Genomic DNA, 14,530 nt, shown 5'->3' with positions numbered 1-14,530 from the left:
CGGCATAAGCGCTGCGGGACAATCCGGCCACCCATGGGAAGCATTGCGCACTACATCAAGGAAATCGGCCGCGGCGCGCGCGGCGCGAAGCCCCTCGCCCGCGAGCAGGCGGCCGACCTCTTCGGCCAGGTGCTGGACGGCAGCGTCACCGACCTGGAGATCGGTGCGTTCTGCCTGGCCATGCGCGTCAAGGGCGAGACCACGCAGGAGATGGCCGGCTTCCTCGACGCCACCCATGCGCGGCTGGCCTGCGTGCAGAGCCTGGCCGGTCCGGTGGTCGTGCTACCCAGCTACAACGGCGCGCGCCGTTTGCCGGTGCTCACGCCCCTGCTGGCGCTGCTGCTGGCCCGCGAAGGCCTGCCGGTGCTGGTGCACGGCAGCCGCACCGAAAGCAGCCGGGTCACGGCCGCCGAGGTGCTGGCCGAACTGGGCCATGCCGAAGCGACGACGCTGACGCCGCTGGACACCGGCCAGATCGCCGTGGTCGACACCGGCCTGCTGCACGGCGGCCTCAAGCGCCTGCTGGAAGTGCGCCGCGTGGTCGGCCTGCGCAACGCGGGCCACAGCGTGGTCAAGCTGATGCAGCCGGTGGCCGGCCCGGCGGTGGTGGTGGGCAGCTACACCCATCCCGCCTTCGGCACGGTGATGACCGAGCTGTTCGAGTTGCTGGGCATGACAGCCATGCTCTCGCGCGGCCTCGAAGGCGAGGTGGTGGTGGATCCGCGCCGCACCCTGCACGTCGAAGGTTTCGTGCGCGGCCAGCGCCAGGCGCTGCAGACGCAGCAGCCCGGCACACTGGCCGAGATCCCCGGCCTGCCGGCCGAACTCGACGCCGTCGCCACCGCCGCCTACACCCGCCGCGTGCTGGCGGGCGAATTGCCCCTTCCCGATGCGATCGCCGCCCAGGTCGCGCACATCCGCCAGCTGGCCGCCCACGCATGAACACGCCCACGAACGCCTCCCGCCCCCTTGGCCGCTGCACCCTCGTCGGTGCTGGCCCGGGCGATCCGGAACTGCTCACCCTCAAGGCCGTGAAGGCCATCCAGGCCGCGACCGTGCTGCTGGTGGACGACCTGGTCAACGACGAGATCCTGCAGTGGGCCCGGCCCGACGCGCGCATCGTGCACGTCGGCAAGCGCGGCGGCTGCAAGAGCACGCCGCAGTCCTTCATCGAGAAGCTGATGATCACCGCCGTGCAGGAAGGCGAGACCGTGGTGCGCCTCAAGGGCGGCGATCCCTTCGTCTTCGGCCGCGGCGGCGAAGAGGTTGAGCACCTGCGCGAGGCCGGCATCGCCTGCGAGGTGGTCAACGGCATCACCGCCGGCCTGGCCGCGGTGACGGCACTGGGCGTGCCGCTGACCCACCGCGACCATGCGGCGGGCGTGGTGTTCGTCACCGGCCATGCCAAGACCGGCGCGGCCGACAGCGCGCGCCACGACAGTACCGACTGGGCCGCCCTGGCCGCCACGGCCCGCGACGCGCGGCTGACGCTGGTCATCTACATGGGCGTGGCCGGCGCGGCCCACATCCAGCAGCAGTTACTGGCCGGCGGCCTGCCGGCCGCCACGCCGGTGGCGGTAGTGCAGCATGCCAGCCTGCCGCGGCAACGGCAGATCGTCGCCACCCTGGGCACGCTGGTCGCCGATCTGGCGCACAGTGGCCTGGGCAGCCCGTCGATCATCGTGGTGGGGGATGTGCTGCGCGGCATGGCGGCGGTCGGCGACACGGCCTCGTCACGCTTCGGGACCTGAACCGAAGCGTTCCGCGCCGCCCTGGTAGAGGTCAGCCTCGGCCGGCATCGATGAGGACCTGCGCGGCCGACTTCGCGCCGGGCGACGCCGACCTCAGCAACTTGCAGCCCGGCCGGGCAACGGATACTGCGCGCCCCATGTCCTCCAACTTCGACGCCATCGTCATCGGCGCCGGTGCCGCCGGCCTCTTCTGCGCGGCGCAGGCCGGCCAGCGCGGCCTGCGCGTGCTGCTCATCGACCATGCCGAGCGCGTGGCCGAGAAGATCCGCGTCTCCGGCGGTGGCCGCTGCAACTTCACCAACCGCGAACTCGACCCGCGCGCGCCGCAGCGCCATTACCTGGGCGAGAACCCGCATTTCTGCCGCTCGGCCCTGGCCCGCTACACGCCCGCCGACTTCATCGCGCTGGTGGACCGCCACGGCATCGCCTGGCACGAGAAGCACAAGGGCCAGCTCTTCTGCGACGGGCCCTCGCAGCAGATCATCGATCTGCTGCTGGCCGAATGCGCCGACGGCCGGGTCGAACGCTGGCAGCCCTGCGCCGTGCAGTCGGTCGCCTTCGACGCCGGGGCTGGCCGCTACTGGCTGCAGACCGCACGGGGGCCGGTGGAGGCGCCACAACTGGTCATCGCCACGGGCGGCTTGGCCATCCCGCAGATCGGCGCCACCGACTTCGGCTGGCGCATCGCGGCGCAGTTCGGCCTGCGGACCATCGCCCCGCGGCCCGCGCTGGTGCCGCTGACCTTCGGCGGCCAGGCCTGGGCGCCCTATGCGCAACTCGCCGGCCTGGCGCTGCCGGTCGCCATCAGCACCGGCAGCGGCAAGGCGCGGATGCGCTTCGACGAGGACCTGCTGTTCACCCACCGCGGGCTTTCGGGGCCGGCCATCCTGCAGATCTCCAGCTACTGGCAGCCCGGCACGCCGCTGACGCTGGACTTCGCACCGGGCACCGACGTGCAGGCCCGCCTGACCGAGGCGAAGCGCGATTCGCGCAAGCGGGTGGCGAACGAACTGGCGACGCTGGTGCCCTCGCGACTGGCCGATGCCTGGACCGGCGAGGACCCGGGCCTGCAGCGGCCCATCAACGAGGCGGCCGACAAGTCACTGGCCCGCTTGGCCGAGCGCATCAGCCGCTGGTCGCTGGTGCCCGACGGCACCGAGGGCTACAAGAAGGCCGAGGTCACGGCCGGCGGCGTGGACACGCGCGAGCTGTCCTCGCAGACCCTGGAAGCCGCGCGCCAGGCCGGCCTCTTCTTCATCGGCGAGACGGTGGACGTGACCGGCTGGCTGGGCGGCTACAACTTCCAGTGGGCCTGGGCCAGCGCACACGCCTGCGCGCAGGCGCTGCAGGCCGGCTGAGCGCGCCGGGCCACCGCTGGCGCAGCACGACGACGCGGGTTGCCGGGGATACGGCGCCTCAGCCCCATCGTCTCCGGCGTCGCGCCAGGCACGCGCCGCCAAGCACCCGAGGCAGCTTGAGCGGCGCTCCTAAATCTGCTACATTAGCCGGCTAACTTTGGCCTACCCCTCAGCGGGCCGCAAATCTTTCGAGTTGAGGACCACCGGCCGGGGGCCTCGATCTTCCCTGGTCACATTCAACATCTCTTTGAATCAATGACCACCATCCGCGTTAAAGAAAACGAGCCCTTCGACGTCGCGCTGCGCCGCTTCAAGCGCACCATCGAAAAGCTCGGCCTGCTGACCGACCTGCGCGCCCGCGAGTTCTACGAAAAGCCGACCGCCGAGCGCAAGCGCAAGAAGGCCGCGGCCGTCAAGCGCCACTACAAGCGCGTGCGCAGCATGCAGCTGCCCAAGAAGCTGTACTGATCGATCTGCAGGCAACACCGGCACGTCCTCGACGCCGCCGGTCGCGCACCAAGCAAGCCGCGCCGGGGAAACCTGCCGCGGCTTTCGTCTTTTTCCCACTCCCTCTTCTTCACCCAGCAAGGACGCACCATGAGCCTCAAGGCCCGCATCACCGAAGACATGAAGACCGCCATGCGCGCCAAGGAAGCCGAGCGCCTGGGCACCATCCGCCTGCTGCTGGCCGCGATGAAGCAGAAGGAAGTGGACGAGCGCATCGAGCTGGATGACGCCGCCGTCGTGGCCGTGATCGACAAGATGATCAAGCAGCGCAAGGACTCCATCACCGCCTTCACCCAGGCCGGCCGCACCGAACTGGCCGACAAGGAAGCCGCCGAGGTCGCCGTGCTCGAGGCCTACCTGCCCCAGCGCCTGGGCGCCGACGAAATCGACGCCGAGGTCAAGGCCATCGTGGCCGAGCTGGGCGCCAGCGGGCCCGGCGACATGGGCAAGGTGATGGGCGCCGCCAAGCAGCGCCTGGCGGGCAAGGCCGAGATGGGCCAGGTCAGTGCCGCGGTCAAGGCCGCACTCGCCGGCTGATTGCATGGACACGCCGGCCGTCGCCCCCATCGGCAAGGCCTGCGCCTGCGTGGTGGACGCGCGCGGCCGGCTGCTGGTCTTCCACCATCCGGGGGACCGCGGCATGCAACTGGTCAAGGGCACCATCGAGCCCGGCGAGTCACCCGAAGAAGCAGTCCGCCGCGAACTGCTGGAGGAATCCGGCCTGCGCTTCGACGGCCCGCTCCAGCCTCTGGGCACGCTGCTGCGCCATTGCGCCGCAGGCCACGAGGGCAACGACCACACGCACGAGCAGCTGTGGCATCTGTTCCTGCTGCGCATCGACGCGCCGCTGCCCGAGCGCTTCGAACACACCGCCCACGGAAGCCCGGAAGAGGACGGTCTGGTGTTCGACTTCCGCTGGCTCACGCCGCAGGAGCCGCTGGACGGCTTTACCCTGCCCTACCGGCAGGCCATCGAGCGGGTCTGGCAGGCGCTGCGGGCCTGAACGCGCGCCGCCGTTCGGGGCCTGCGCCCAGTCCGCATCCGCTCAGACTGCCCCGCGCAGCACCATCCATCCGCCCAGCAGCGCGAGCCCGGCGAAGAAGCAGCGCCGGAACACCGGCAACGGCAGGCGCGCCTGCAGACGCCGCCCCAGCGCCATGCCGAGCCAGGCCGGCACCAGCAAGGCCAGCGAAGGCCACCACGACGCGGCCGGCACGCCGTCCGAATTGCCCGCCAGCCCGATGCCCAGCGCCAGTGTGCAGGTGCTGAAAGACAGGCCCATCGCCCGCATCAACGCGGCCCGCGGCAGCCCCAGGCCCTGCAGATAGGGCACCACGGGCAACACGAACACGCCGGTGAGCGCTGTCAGAACGCCGGTGAACAAGCCGGCCGCCGGCCCCATCCAGCGCGCCTGCGCAGGCGTCAAGCTCGCCGCACGGCCGGCGAGGCCCCAGGCGGCATAGGCCATCAGCGCCAGCCCCAGCAGCAGCACGCCGCTGCGACCCGAAGGCGGGCCCCAAACCGCCAGTCCGCCCAGCGTGCCTGCAGCCATGCCGACCTGCAGACCCATCGTGCAGCGCAGCAGCGCCAAGGCCTCGCGCCAGGGTCCGGCCTGCCAGAGATTGGTCACCAGCGACGGCAGCACCAGCAGCGCCGCCGCCTGGGCCGGCGGCATCCAGAGCGCGAGCAGGGCCATCGACAGCGTGGGCAGGCCCAGGCCGAGCAGCCCCTTCACGGCCCCGGCGAGCACGAAGACGCCGGCGGTCAGCGCCCAGAATGGGCCCGAGGACAGCTCAGCCGACATGGCGCACGTGGCCGGTCGATGCAGCAGTCGGCGGGTGGCAAGGACGGGCCATGGCGTGAGGGTCGGCAAGGGCGACGCAGTGGGTGAAGGCCCGAAGTCTGGCCGCCCCGGCCGCTCCCCGCCAATGCGGAAGAAACGCAGCCCCCTATGGCCATGCCTGAGGGCGGCCGCCGGCCACCCCCGCGGCCGCCCTCGCGTGCTAACTTGTGCCCCATGCGATTCGACCTGACCGACCTGCGCCTCTTCGTCCACGTGGTCGAGGCCGGCAGCCTCACCCGCGGCGCCGACCGAGCCCCCATGACGCTGGCCTCCGCCAGCCAGCGGGTGCGCGGCATGGAGCAGGCGCTGGGCGGCCCGCTGCTGCATCGCCATGCGGCGGGCGTGACACCCACCGAGGCGGGCCGCACGTTGCTGCACCATGCCCGCACAGTGCTGGCGCAGATGCAGTGCCTGTATGGCGAGATGGCCGAGCACGGCCAGGGCCTGCGCAGCCGCGTGCGCCTGCTGGCCAACACCGCCGCGCTGATGGAGCACCTGCCGGGTCCCCTGGCCGACTTCCTGGCGGCGCATCCGCAGGTCTCGGTGGACCTGGACGAACGCGCCAGCGCCGATGTAGCGGATGCGGTGCGCGCCGGCCTGGCGGACATCGGCATTGCCTCGCAGCTCGCCGACTTCGGCGGCCTGGAAGACCACGCCTTCCGCCGCGACGACCTGGTGCTGGTGCTGCCGCGCGGCCATGCGCTGGCCCGTCGGCGCCGCGCAGCGCTCTCCGAGCTGGGCGATGCGGAATGGGTGGGATTGGCCGCCGGCAATCCGCTGCAGGAACACATCAGCCGCCAGATCCGTGCAGCCGGGCTGCCGTCGCGCTACCGGGCGCGGGTGCGCAGTTTCGACGCGGTGTGCCGCATGGCCGCGCAGGGCATCGGCGCCGGGGTGGTGCCGCACACGGCGGCAGCGCGGTGCGCGCGCACCATGGCACTGGCGCGGGTGCCCTTGGCAGATGAATGGGCAGGCCGCCAACTGCGGGCCTGCGTGCGCGACGAGGCGACGCTGTCGCCTCAGGCGCGCACGCTGCTCGCGCACCTCACGGCCCTGCCGGAGGCGGCGCGCAGCGCCTGAACCCTCAGGCCCCGGCCACCTTCATGCGGTCGATCAGCATCGACCCGACCGTCTTGGCGCCGTAGTTGTAGGCGTCGGCCCCCACGGCCTGGATGCCCATCAGCATCGACTTGAGGTTGCCGGCGATGGTGATCTCCTGCACCGGGAACGCGATCTGCCCGTTCTCGACCCAGAAGCCGCTCGCGCCGCGCGAATAGTCGCCGGTGACGTAGTTGACGCCCTGGCCCATCAGCTCGATGACGAACAGGCCGGTGCCCAGCTTGCGCAGCATGGCGTCCAGGTCGTCGGCCGGGTCGGTCAGGCGCGAGCGCAGCGTCAGGTTGTGCGAGCCACCGGCATTGCCCGTGGTCTTCATGCCCAGCTTGCGGGCCGAATAGGTCGACAGGAAGTAGCCCTCCAGCCGTCCGGCGTCGACCACGGTGCGCGCGCGGGTGATCACACCCTCGTCATCGAAGGGCGCGCTGCCCTTGCCGCGGCGGATGTGGGGGTCTTCCGTCACGTCGATGTGCGAGGGCAGCACATCCTTGCCCAGCGAGTCGAGCAGGAAGGTGCTGCGCCGGTACAGCGATCCGCCACTGACGGCCTGCACCAGCCCACCCAGCAGGCCGGCAGCCAGCGGCGACTCGAACAGCACGGGACATTCGGTGGTCTTGATCTTGCGCGACTTCAGCCGGCTCAGCGCCCGCTCGGCCGCATAGCGGCCCACGGCCTGCGGCGAGGCCAGCTCATCCGCAGAGCGCATGGAGCTGTACCACGCGTCGCGCTGCATGTCGTCGCCGCGGCCGGCAATGGGCGCGACCGAGATCGAATGGCGCGAGCTGGCATAGCCGCCGCGGAAGCCATGCGTGTGCGCACTGAAGAAATGGCTCTGCTGAGCCGACACGCCCGCGCCTTCGCTGTTGGTGATGCGGCGGTCGGTGCTCAAGGCTGCGGCCTCACATTCCAGCGCGAGCTTGGCAGCACCTTCGCTGTCGATGGCCCAGGGATGGAAGAGGTCCAGTTCCGGATGGTCCTTGGCGATGTCCGCCTCGTCGGGCAGGCCGCCGACCGGGTCCTCGGCCGTGAAGCGGGCGATGTCGTACGCCGCCTGCACCGTCTGGCGGATGGCCGCTTCCGAGAAGTCGGAGGTGCTGGCATTGCCACGCCGGTTGCCCACGTAGACGGTGACGCCCAGCGACTTGTCGCGGTTGCGCTCCACGTTCTCGAGCTGACCCTTGCGCACCGAGACGCTCAGTCCGCAGCCTTCGGACGCCTCGGCGCCGGCATCGGTGGCACCCAGCTTCTTGGCATGGGCCAGGGCGGTGTCGACCAGGTTCTCGAAGTAATCTCGGCTGTAGGCGAAGCCGCTTTCCGCGCGCGAAGTGGTGGTGCTCATGTGAGGGACAATGATAGCGACGCGCCCCCGATGGCCGGGCGGCGCACCCAATTCCCCCGCCATGCCCCGCAAACCCAAAAAAGGCTACTTCGTCCGTGGCCAGTTCGTCGCCGAAGGCAGCGAACTCGACATCGAATACAAGCGCGAGCTCAAGGGCGGCATCGAGACCAGCAAGACCGACCTCAAGCGCGAAAGCGCCGAAGTGCAGGCGCTGGGCGAGGCCCTGCTCACGCTGCGCGGCGAAGCCCGCGAGCGCCTGCGACTGCCCGATCGGCTCATCGAAGCCCTCAAGGAACTCGGCCGCATCACCAACTTCGAAGGCCGCCGGCGGCAGTCGCAGTTCGTAGGCAAGCTGATGCGCAAGCTGGACCCCGAGACGCTGGAGGCCGTGCGCACCGCCCTCGACGAGCAGGCCCGCGGCCCCGCCCATGCCACCGCCATGCTGCACGAGGCCGAGCAATGGCGCGAGCGCCTGCTGGCCGACGACGATGCCCTGGGCGCCTGGATCGAGACGCACCCGGGCACGGACGCCCAGCAGATGCGGGCCCTGGTGCGCCAAGCCCGCAAGGACCACCAGGCCGGCAAGCCCGGCGAGGCGCCCCGCCAGGGCAAGGCCTTCCGCGAGCTGTTCCAGCGCATCCGCGAGCAACTGTCGGTGCATGGGGACGACGACCATGCCGACCAGGCCGCGGCCCAGTCGCGCGAGGAAGACGCCTGATGGACGGCGCCGATTTCGCGCCGGTCAGGATCGGCATCGTCTCGGTCAGCGACCGCGCCAGCAGCGGCGTCTACGAGGACAAGGGCCTGCCCGCGCTGCAGGACTGGCTGACGCGGGCGCTCAAGAACCCCATCGCCTTCGAGCCGCGGCTGATTCCTGACGAGGCCGAGCGCATCAGCGCCGCGCTGGTCGAGCTGGTGGATGCCGGCTGCAGCCTGGTGCTGACCACTGGCGGCACCGGCCCCGCCCTGCGCGACGTCACGCCCGAGGCCACGCTGGCCGTCGCGCACAAGGAGATGCCCGGATTCGGCGAACAGATGCGGCAGATCGGCCTGCGTTTCGTGCCCACGGCGATCCTGTCGCGCCAGGTGGCGGTGATCCGCGATCGCAGCCTGATCATCAACCTGCCCGGCCAGCCCAAGTCCATCGCCGAGACGCTGGAGGGCCTCAAGGCGGCCGATGGCAGCCAGATCGTGCCCGGCATCTTCGCGGCCGTGCCCTACTGCATCGACCTGATCGGCGGGCCCTACCTCGAAACGCACGACGACGTCTGTAAGGCATTCCGGCCCAAGTCGGCGATTCGGCCGGCCCGCGACTGAGCACTTTTCTTCCCTGCCCGCCTGGCCACGCCAGGCGCCGGCACGCGCTCAGAACTCCGCGTCGAGCTCGTCGATCTCTTCGGGCTCCTGCAGGGCCGCGGCCATCCATTCGCGCATGGCCGGCAGTTCCAGCACCTGCTGGCTGTAGGACGCGCACAGGTCGTCCAGCGCCACGCCGTAGCTGCGAAAGCGCGTCACCACCGGCGCATACATCGCATCGGCCAGGCCCGGCCGATCGCCGAAGAGGAAGGGGCCGCCATAGGTCGACAGGCATTCGCGCCAGATCGCCACGATGCGGTCGATGTCGGCCTGTGCGCGCGACCACACCTTGAAGTCCTTGAAGCGGGCCTTGATGTTCATGGGCAAGGCGCCGCGCAGGGCTGAGAAGCCCGAATGCATCTCGCCGCAGATCGCCCGGCAGTGGGCGCGGGCGGCTGCATCGGTTGGCAGCAGGCCGGCCTTGGGGAAGTTCTCGTGCAGGTACTCGCCGATGGCCATGGTGTCCCACACCCGGATGCCCCGATGCTCCAACGAGGGCACGAGCATGGACGAGGACAGCAACAGCATCTCCGCCTTCATGGCCGGATCGTCGGGCGGGATGACCTTCTCGACGAAATCCAGACCCGCCAGCCTGCACATCAGCCACCCGCGGAGGGCCCACGCGCCGTAGTTCTTGCTGCTGATGGTGAGAACGGCCTTGGCCATGTCGAATGCTCCAGTCGGTGACTCCACCGGCAGCAGTGCAAAGCCTGTGCCAGAACAGTGCATGGGCCGCAGCCGGCCTGTGCACCGGCTTGGCCCGCAACTTGCCTTGACCGGGGCATGCTGTACCAGGCCTATCAAATGCAGGCCGACCTGCTGTCGCCGCTGCGGCAGCTGTCGCACTTCTTCGGACATGCCCTCTTTGCCGCGGGCAACGAGCGCACCATTCCCCGGCGCCTGTCGGCGGCGATGGACGTCTTCGACCGGCTCAAGCTCACCCACCAGCGTCCCGACTACGGCATCCGCGAGGTGACGACCAACGGCGAGGCCGTGCCCGTGGTCGAGGAAAAGGCCCTCCAGGCCCCTTTCGGCACATTGCTGCGCTTTCGCAAATTGCGGCCGGCCGATGCACCAGCGGAGCCCCCCGTGCTGCTGGCCGCACCGTTGTCGGGCCATTTCGCCACCCTGCTGCGCGAAACGGTGCGCACCCTGCTGCGCGACCACGACGTCTACATCACCGACTGGCACAACGCGCGCGATGTGTCGCTGGCCCATGGCCGCTTCGGCCTGGACGAGTACACGCTGCAGCTGATGGACTTCCTGCGCGCGGTCGGGCCTGGCGTGCACCTGGTGGCGGTGTGCCAACCTTGCGTGGCCGCCCTGGCCGCCACCGCACTGATGGCCGAGGACGACGACCCCGCCGCCCCGCGCAGCCTGACGCTGATGGCCGGGCCGGTGGATTGCCGCATCAACCCGACCCAGGTCAACCGGCTGGCCACCGAGCGGCCCATCGACTGGTTCGAGCGCAACCTGATCAGCCATGTGCCGCTGCCGCATGCCGGCTTCATGCGCCGGGTTTACCCGGGCTTCGTGCAGCTGTCGGCGTTCATGAGCATGAACATGGAGCGGCACAAGGAGCAGTTCCGCCGCCTCTATGCCCATCTTGTCGAGGGCGAAATGGACAAGGCCCAGGCGATCCGCACCTTCTATGAGGAGTACTTCGCCGTCAACGACCTGCCGGCCGAGTTCTACCTGGAGACGGTGGAGCGGGTCTTCCAGACCTACGACCTGCCGCGCGGCGAACTCACCGTCGCCGGCCGCCGCGTCGACCCGCGGGCCATCCGACGCACCGCCCTGCTCACCGTGGAGGGCGAGCGCGACGACATCTGCGCCGTGGGCCAGACGGTAGCGGCGCAAGACCTGTGCAGCAGCATCCGGCCCTACCTCAAGGCGCACCACCTGCAGGCGGGCGTGGGCCACTACGGCGTGTTCAGCGGCAGCAAGTGGAATGCGCAGATCTATCCGCAGGTGCGCGAAACAATCCATCAAGCCGCTGAACTGGGGTGACGTCCTTCTGTCGCCTCCACACGGCCGCAAAAAAGCCGCGTACCCGAGCAGGCGACGCGGCTTGTCTTGACGCGGCCTCGCCTCAGAGCGAGGGCTGGTTCTGCGCGTTCTCTTCTTCCGCAGGCCAGTCGCGGATGTAGGCCTTGAGCATCTTGTTCTCGAAGTTCTGGCTGTCCACCACGGCCTTCGCCACGTCGTAGAAGCTGATCACGCCCATCAGCATCCGCTTGTCCATCACCGGCATGTAGCGGGCATGGCGCTCCAGCATCATGCGGCGGACCTCGTCGAGGTCGGTCCCGTTGGTGCAGGTCAGCGGCGCATCGTCCATGGCCGTACGCACCCGGGTGTCGCCGATGGCGCCGCCGTTGCGCTGGAGCTGCAGGATGACCTCGCGGAAGGTGAGCATGCCGACGAGGTCGCCATGGGACATGACCACCAGCGAGCCGATGTCCTTGTCCGCCATGATGCCCACCGCCTCGGCCAGCGGATCGTCGGGGCCGATCGTGTAGAGCGTGTTGCCCTTCACGCGCAGGATGTCGCTGACTTTCATCGGGATGCTCCTCAAGAAACCGTCCTGAAAATATAGCCCACAATCCCTTGCGACTGGCGCCCGGCCTCGACACTTTTCTCAGGGCCAGCCCGCAGGTACTGACAAGGAGACACGCTTGATACCTCGCCTTTGCGCACGCCCCATGCTCGGAGCCCAGCCATGAGCGGCTATTCCGACCCCGGCTTCGACACCCTGGCGCTGCATGCCGGCGCGGCGCCCGACCCGGCCACCGGCGCCCGCGCGGTGCCCATCCACCTGACGACCTCCTTCGTCTTCGAGTCCAGCGACCATGCGGCGGCGCTGTTCAACCTGGAGCGCGCGGGCCACGTCTACAGCCGCATCAGCAACCCGACCAATGCGGTGCTGGAGCAACGGGTGGCGGCGCTCGAAGGCGGCATCGGCGCCATCGCGACCGCCAGCGGCCAGGCCGCACTGCACCTGGCCGTGGCCACGCTGATGGGCGCGGGCTCGCACATCGTGGCCAGCACGGCGCTCTATGGCGGCTCGCAGAACCTTCTGCACTACACGATGCGGCGCTTCGGCATCGAGACCACCTTCGTCAAGCCCGGCGACATCAACGGCTGGCGCGCCGCCATCCGCCCCGAGACGAAGCTGCTCTTCGGCGAGACCGTCGGCAATCCCGGCCTGGATGTGCTGGACATTCCCACCATCGCCCAGATCGCGCGCGAGGCCAAGGTGCCGCTGCTGGTCGATTCGACGCTCACCTCGCCCTACCTCATCAAGCCCTTCGACTGGGGCGCGGACCTGGTCTACCACTCCGCCACCAAGTTCCTGTCGGGCCACGGCACGGTGATCGGCGGCGTGCTGGTCGACGGCGGCAGCTTCGACTGGGAGGCCTCCGGCCGCTTTCCCGAGCTGACGCAAGGCTACGACGGCTTCCACGGCATGGTGTTCAGCGAGGAGAGCACCGTGGGCGCCTTCCTGCTGCGCGCGCGCCGCGAAGGCCTGCGGGACTTCGGCGCGGCCATGAGCCCGCACACGGCATGGCTGATCCTGCAGGGCATCGAGACGCTGCCGCTGCGCATGGAGCGCCACGTGGCCAACACCGAGCGCGTCGTGCAGTTCCTGGCCAGCCACCCCTTCGTCTCGCGCGTGGGGCATCCGCTGCTGGAATCGCACCCCAGCCATGCACTGGCCGGTCGCCTGCTGCGCGGCGGCGCGCGCGGCGCGGGGGCGGTGTTCAGCTTCGACATCAAGGGCAGCCGGGCGCAGGGCAAGGCCTTCATCGAGGCGCTGCGGCTGTTCAGCCACCTGGCCAACGTGGGCGACTGCCGCTCGCTGGTGATCCATCCGGCCAGCACCACGCACTTCCGCATGAGCGACGAGGCGCTGGCAGGCGCCGGCATCGGCCAGGGGACGATCCGCCTGTCGATCGGTCTGGAGGATGCGGACGACCTGATCGACGACCTCAAGCGCGCCCTCAAGGCTGCCGAGAAAGCGGGAGCCTGAGATGGAATTGCAGGTCAACGGCCACCGCGCCTATGCCTATACCGGCGGCAAGCCCTTCGACGCCGCCAGGCCCACCGTCGTCTTCATCCACGGTGTGCTCAACGACCACAGCGTGTGGATCCTGCAGAGCCGCTGGTTCGCGCACCACGGCTGGAACGTGCTGGCGGTGGACCTTCCCGGCCACTGCCGGAGTGAGGGCGCGCCGCCCGCCTCGGTGGAGGCGGCGGCCGACTTCGTGCTCGCGCTGCTCGATGCCGCTGGCGTGGGGCGCGCCGCGCTGGTGGGCCACAGCTTCGGCTCGCTGATCGCCCTGGAGGCGGCGGCGCGGGCGCCGGATCGCATCACGCATCTGGCACTGGTGGGCACGGCCTATCCGATGGTGGTGTCGCCAGCGCTGCTGGAGAGTTCGCTGAACGCGCCGCAGAAGGCCATCGACATGGTCAACGTGTTCTCGCATTCCATGTTGGCGCCGCCGCCCTCCTCGCTCGGACCGGGCACCTGGCTGATGGGCGGATCGCGGGCGCTGATGCGGCGGGTGCTGGCGAGCAACACGGCCGTCAACGTCTTCCACACCGGCTTCAAGGCCTGCAACGACTATGCGGGCGGGGAGGCGGCGATGGAGAAGGTACGCTGCCCGGTACTCTTCCTGCTGGGCGGCGCCGACCAGATGACACCGCCGCGCGCCACCAAGGCGCTGCGCGACAAGGCGCCGGGGGCCCGCGTGGTGACGGTGAAGGCCGGCCATGCCCTGATGAGCGAGGCGCCCGACGCGGTGCTGTTCGCGCTGCGCGACTTCCTCAGTTGAGGACGATCAGGCGCTCGACCTCCACCTCGGTGGTGCGCAGGCCCTTCTCGAATTCGCCGTGCAGTTCCACGCGCTGCTCGGCGCCCAGCGTGCGGCCGGCCGGGAAGTGCTGTGGCTCGATTTCCACGCGGATGCGGCCGGTGTCGTCGGCGAAGGTGTAGTTCTCGCCACCATCGTGCGACACGATGCGGCCCTGCAGCCGCACCTGCTGGTCGTCACGGCCGCTGTCGAGCAACTGGCGCACGGTGCTGACGGGCACGGTGCTGGGGCCGCTGTAGCCGCCGGTCGCTGCGGCCACCAGGGTCGGCGCGGCGCTCTGTGCGGAGGCGGCACTGCCTGCGGCGCCGGCCGTACCGGCGGCCAGCAGCGAGAGGGCGAGGGTCGAGGCGAGGATGGAAGAACGCATGGTGCAAGGCTCCTGAAGA

The 14,530-nt window shown here is 70.0% G+C and carries 17 protein-coding genes; 12 read left to right on the top strand and 5 right to left on the bottom strand.

The genetic code is table 11. The features are described from left to right. Positions 1-33 precede the first annotated feature (33 nt). From ybiB to KBC94_RS06215, 6 genes are all read left to right on the top strand, one after another. A complete protein-coding gene (gene ybiB / locus KBC94_RS06240; RefSeq protein ID WP_294367509.1) occupies positions 34-942 on the top strand; it encodes a DNA-binding protein YbiB in 909 nt (302 codons plus the stop codon). Then, on the top strand, positions 939-1,751 hold the full coding sequence (gene cobA / locus KBC94_RS06235) for a uroporphyrinogen-III C-methyltransferase (protein ID WP_294367508.1): 813 nt from the start codon (positions 939-941) through the stop codon (positions 1,749-1,751). Before ybiB ends, cobA begins: the two co-directional genes overlap by 4 nt. A gap of 137 nt (positions 1,752-1,888) precedes the next feature. Next, positions 1,889-3,109 carry an NAD(P)/FAD-dependent oxidoreductase gene (locus KBC94_RS06230; RefSeq protein ID WP_294367507.1) on the top strand — a complete coding sequence of 407 codons (1,221 nt, stop codon included), beginning with the start codon at positions 1,889-1,891 and terminating at the stop codon, positions 3,107-3,109. A 255-nt stretch (positions 3,110-3,364) separates the two neighbouring features. Then, positions 3,365-3,577 carry a 30S ribosomal protein S21 gene (gene rpsU, locus KBC94_RS06225; protein ID WP_007833691.1) on the top strand — a complete coding sequence of 71 codons (213 nt, stop codon included), beginning with the start codon at positions 3,365-3,367 and terminating at the stop codon, positions 3,575-3,577. Between the two features lie 129 nt (positions 3,578-3,706). After that, complete coding sequence (locus tag KBC94_RS06220) at positions 3,707-4,153, top strand: GatB/YqeY domain-containing protein (protein WP_294367504.1); 447 nt, start codon at positions 3,707-3,709, stop codon at positions 4,151-4,153. Positions 4,154-4,157: 4 nt separating this feature from the next. Next, positions 4,158-4,619, top strand: a complete 462-nt coding sequence (locus tag KBC94_RS06215) for an NUDIX domain-containing protein (protein ID WP_294367503.1) — start codon at positions 4,158-4,160, stop codon at positions 4,617-4,619. Between the two features lie 42 nt (positions 4,620-4,661). On the opposite strand, the gene KBC94_RS06210 is transcribed toward KBC94_RS06215, so the two are convergent. Further along, entirely contained in the window at positions 4,662-5,420 is a 759-nt protein-coding gene (locus tag KBC94_RS06210; RefSeq protein WP_294367501.1) for a sulfite exporter TauE/SafE family protein, read from the bottom strand. A 213-nt stretch (positions 5,421-5,633) separates the two neighbouring features. Here KBC94_RS06210 and KBC94_RS06205 point away from each other — a divergent pair, with 213 nt between their 5' ends. Continuing rightward, complete coding sequence (locus KBC94_RS06205) at positions 5,634-6,539, top strand: LysR substrate-binding domain-containing protein (RefSeq protein WP_294367499.1); 906 nt, start codon at positions 5,634-5,636, stop codon at positions 6,537-6,539. Positions 6,540-6,543: 4 nt separating this feature from the next. On the opposite strand, the gene pmbA is transcribed toward KBC94_RS06205, so the two are convergent. Then, positions 6,544-7,914 (bottom strand): metalloprotease PmbA, encoded by a 1,371-nt coding sequence (gene pmbA / locus KBC94_RS06200; protein WP_076510500.1) that lies wholly within the window; start codon positions 7,912-7,914, stop codon positions 6,544-6,546. Between the two features lie 61 nt (positions 7,915-7,975). On the opposite strand from pmbA, the gene yjgA reads away from it, so the two are divergent. Both yjgA and mog read left to right on the top strand, forming a co-directional pair. Next, positions 7,976-8,632 carry a ribosome biogenesis factor YjgA gene (gene yjgA / locus KBC94_RS06195; protein WP_294367494.1) on the top strand — a complete coding sequence of 219 codons (657 nt, stop codon included), beginning with the start codon at positions 7,976-7,978 and terminating at the stop codon, positions 8,630-8,632. Further along, positions 8,632-9,231 (top strand): molybdopterin adenylyltransferase, encoded by a 600-nt coding sequence (gene mog, locus KBC94_RS06190; protein WP_294367491.1) that lies wholly within the window; start codon positions 8,632-8,634, stop codon positions 9,229-9,231. The genes yjgA and mog overlap by 1 nt, the downstream gene beginning before the upstream one ends. Positions 9,232-9,279: 48 nt before the next feature. On the opposite strand, the gene KBC94_RS06185 is transcribed toward mog, so the two are convergent. Next, positions 9,280-9,936: a glutathione S-transferase gene (locus KBC94_RS06185; RefSeq protein ID WP_234196590.1), complete on the bottom strand. Its 657-nt coding sequence runs from the start codon at positions 9,934-9,936 to the stop codon at positions 9,280-9,282. 117 nt (positions 9,937-10,053) lie between these two features. On the opposite strand from KBC94_RS06185, the gene phaZ reads away from it, so the two are divergent. Further along, positions 10,054-11,280 carry a polyhydroxyalkanoate depolymerase gene (gene phaZ, locus KBC94_RS06180; protein ID WP_294367486.1) on the top strand — a complete coding sequence of 409 codons (1,227 nt, stop codon included), beginning with the start codon at positions 10,054-10,056 and terminating at the stop codon, positions 11,278-11,280. Positions 11,281-11,362: 82 nt separating this feature from the next. Here phaZ and KBC94_RS06175 read toward each other — a convergent pair whose 3' ends face one another. Further along, positions 11,363-11,830, bottom strand: a complete 468-nt coding sequence (locus tag KBC94_RS06175; protein WP_294367484.1) for a CBS domain-containing protein — start codon at positions 11,828-11,830, stop codon at positions 11,363-11,365. 159 nt (positions 11,831-11,989) lie between these two features. On the opposite strand from KBC94_RS06175, the gene KBC94_RS06170 reads away from it, so the two are divergent. Together KBC94_RS06170 and KBC94_RS06165 are read left to right on the top strand one after the other, a co-directional pair. Continuing rightward, a complete protein-coding gene (locus KBC94_RS06170) occupies positions 11,990-13,300 on the top strand; it encodes an O-acetylhomoserine aminocarboxypropyltransferase (RefSeq protein ID WP_294367482.1) in 1,311 nt (436 codons plus the stop codon). Between the two features lies 1 nt (position 13,301). Then, positions 13,302-14,105 (top strand): alpha/beta hydrolase, encoded by an 804-nt coding sequence (locus KBC94_RS06165; RefSeq protein WP_294367479.1) that lies wholly within the window; start codon positions 13,302-13,304, stop codon positions 14,103-14,105. Here the strand turns inward: KBC94_RS06165 and KBC94_RS06160 are convergent. Beyond that, positions 14,098-14,511: a NirD/YgiW/YdeI family stress tolerance protein gene (locus tag KBC94_RS06160; protein WP_294367476.1), complete on the bottom strand. Its 414-nt coding sequence runs from the start codon at positions 14,509-14,511 to the stop codon at positions 14,098-14,100. The two genes, KBC94_RS06165 and KBC94_RS06160, sit on opposite strands and share 8 nt — an antisense overlap. Positions 14,512-14,530 lie beyond the last annotated feature (19 nt).

Origin of the sequence: Pseudacidovorax sp. (genome assembly GCF_017991995.1) — a bacterium.
Lineage (GTDB): Bacteria > Pseudomonadota > Gammaproteobacteria > Burkholderiales > Burkholderiaceae_C > Xenophilus.
The sequence above is the reverse complement of the archived record's forward strand: the minus strand, read 5'-3'. Positions and strand labels throughout refer to the sequence as shown.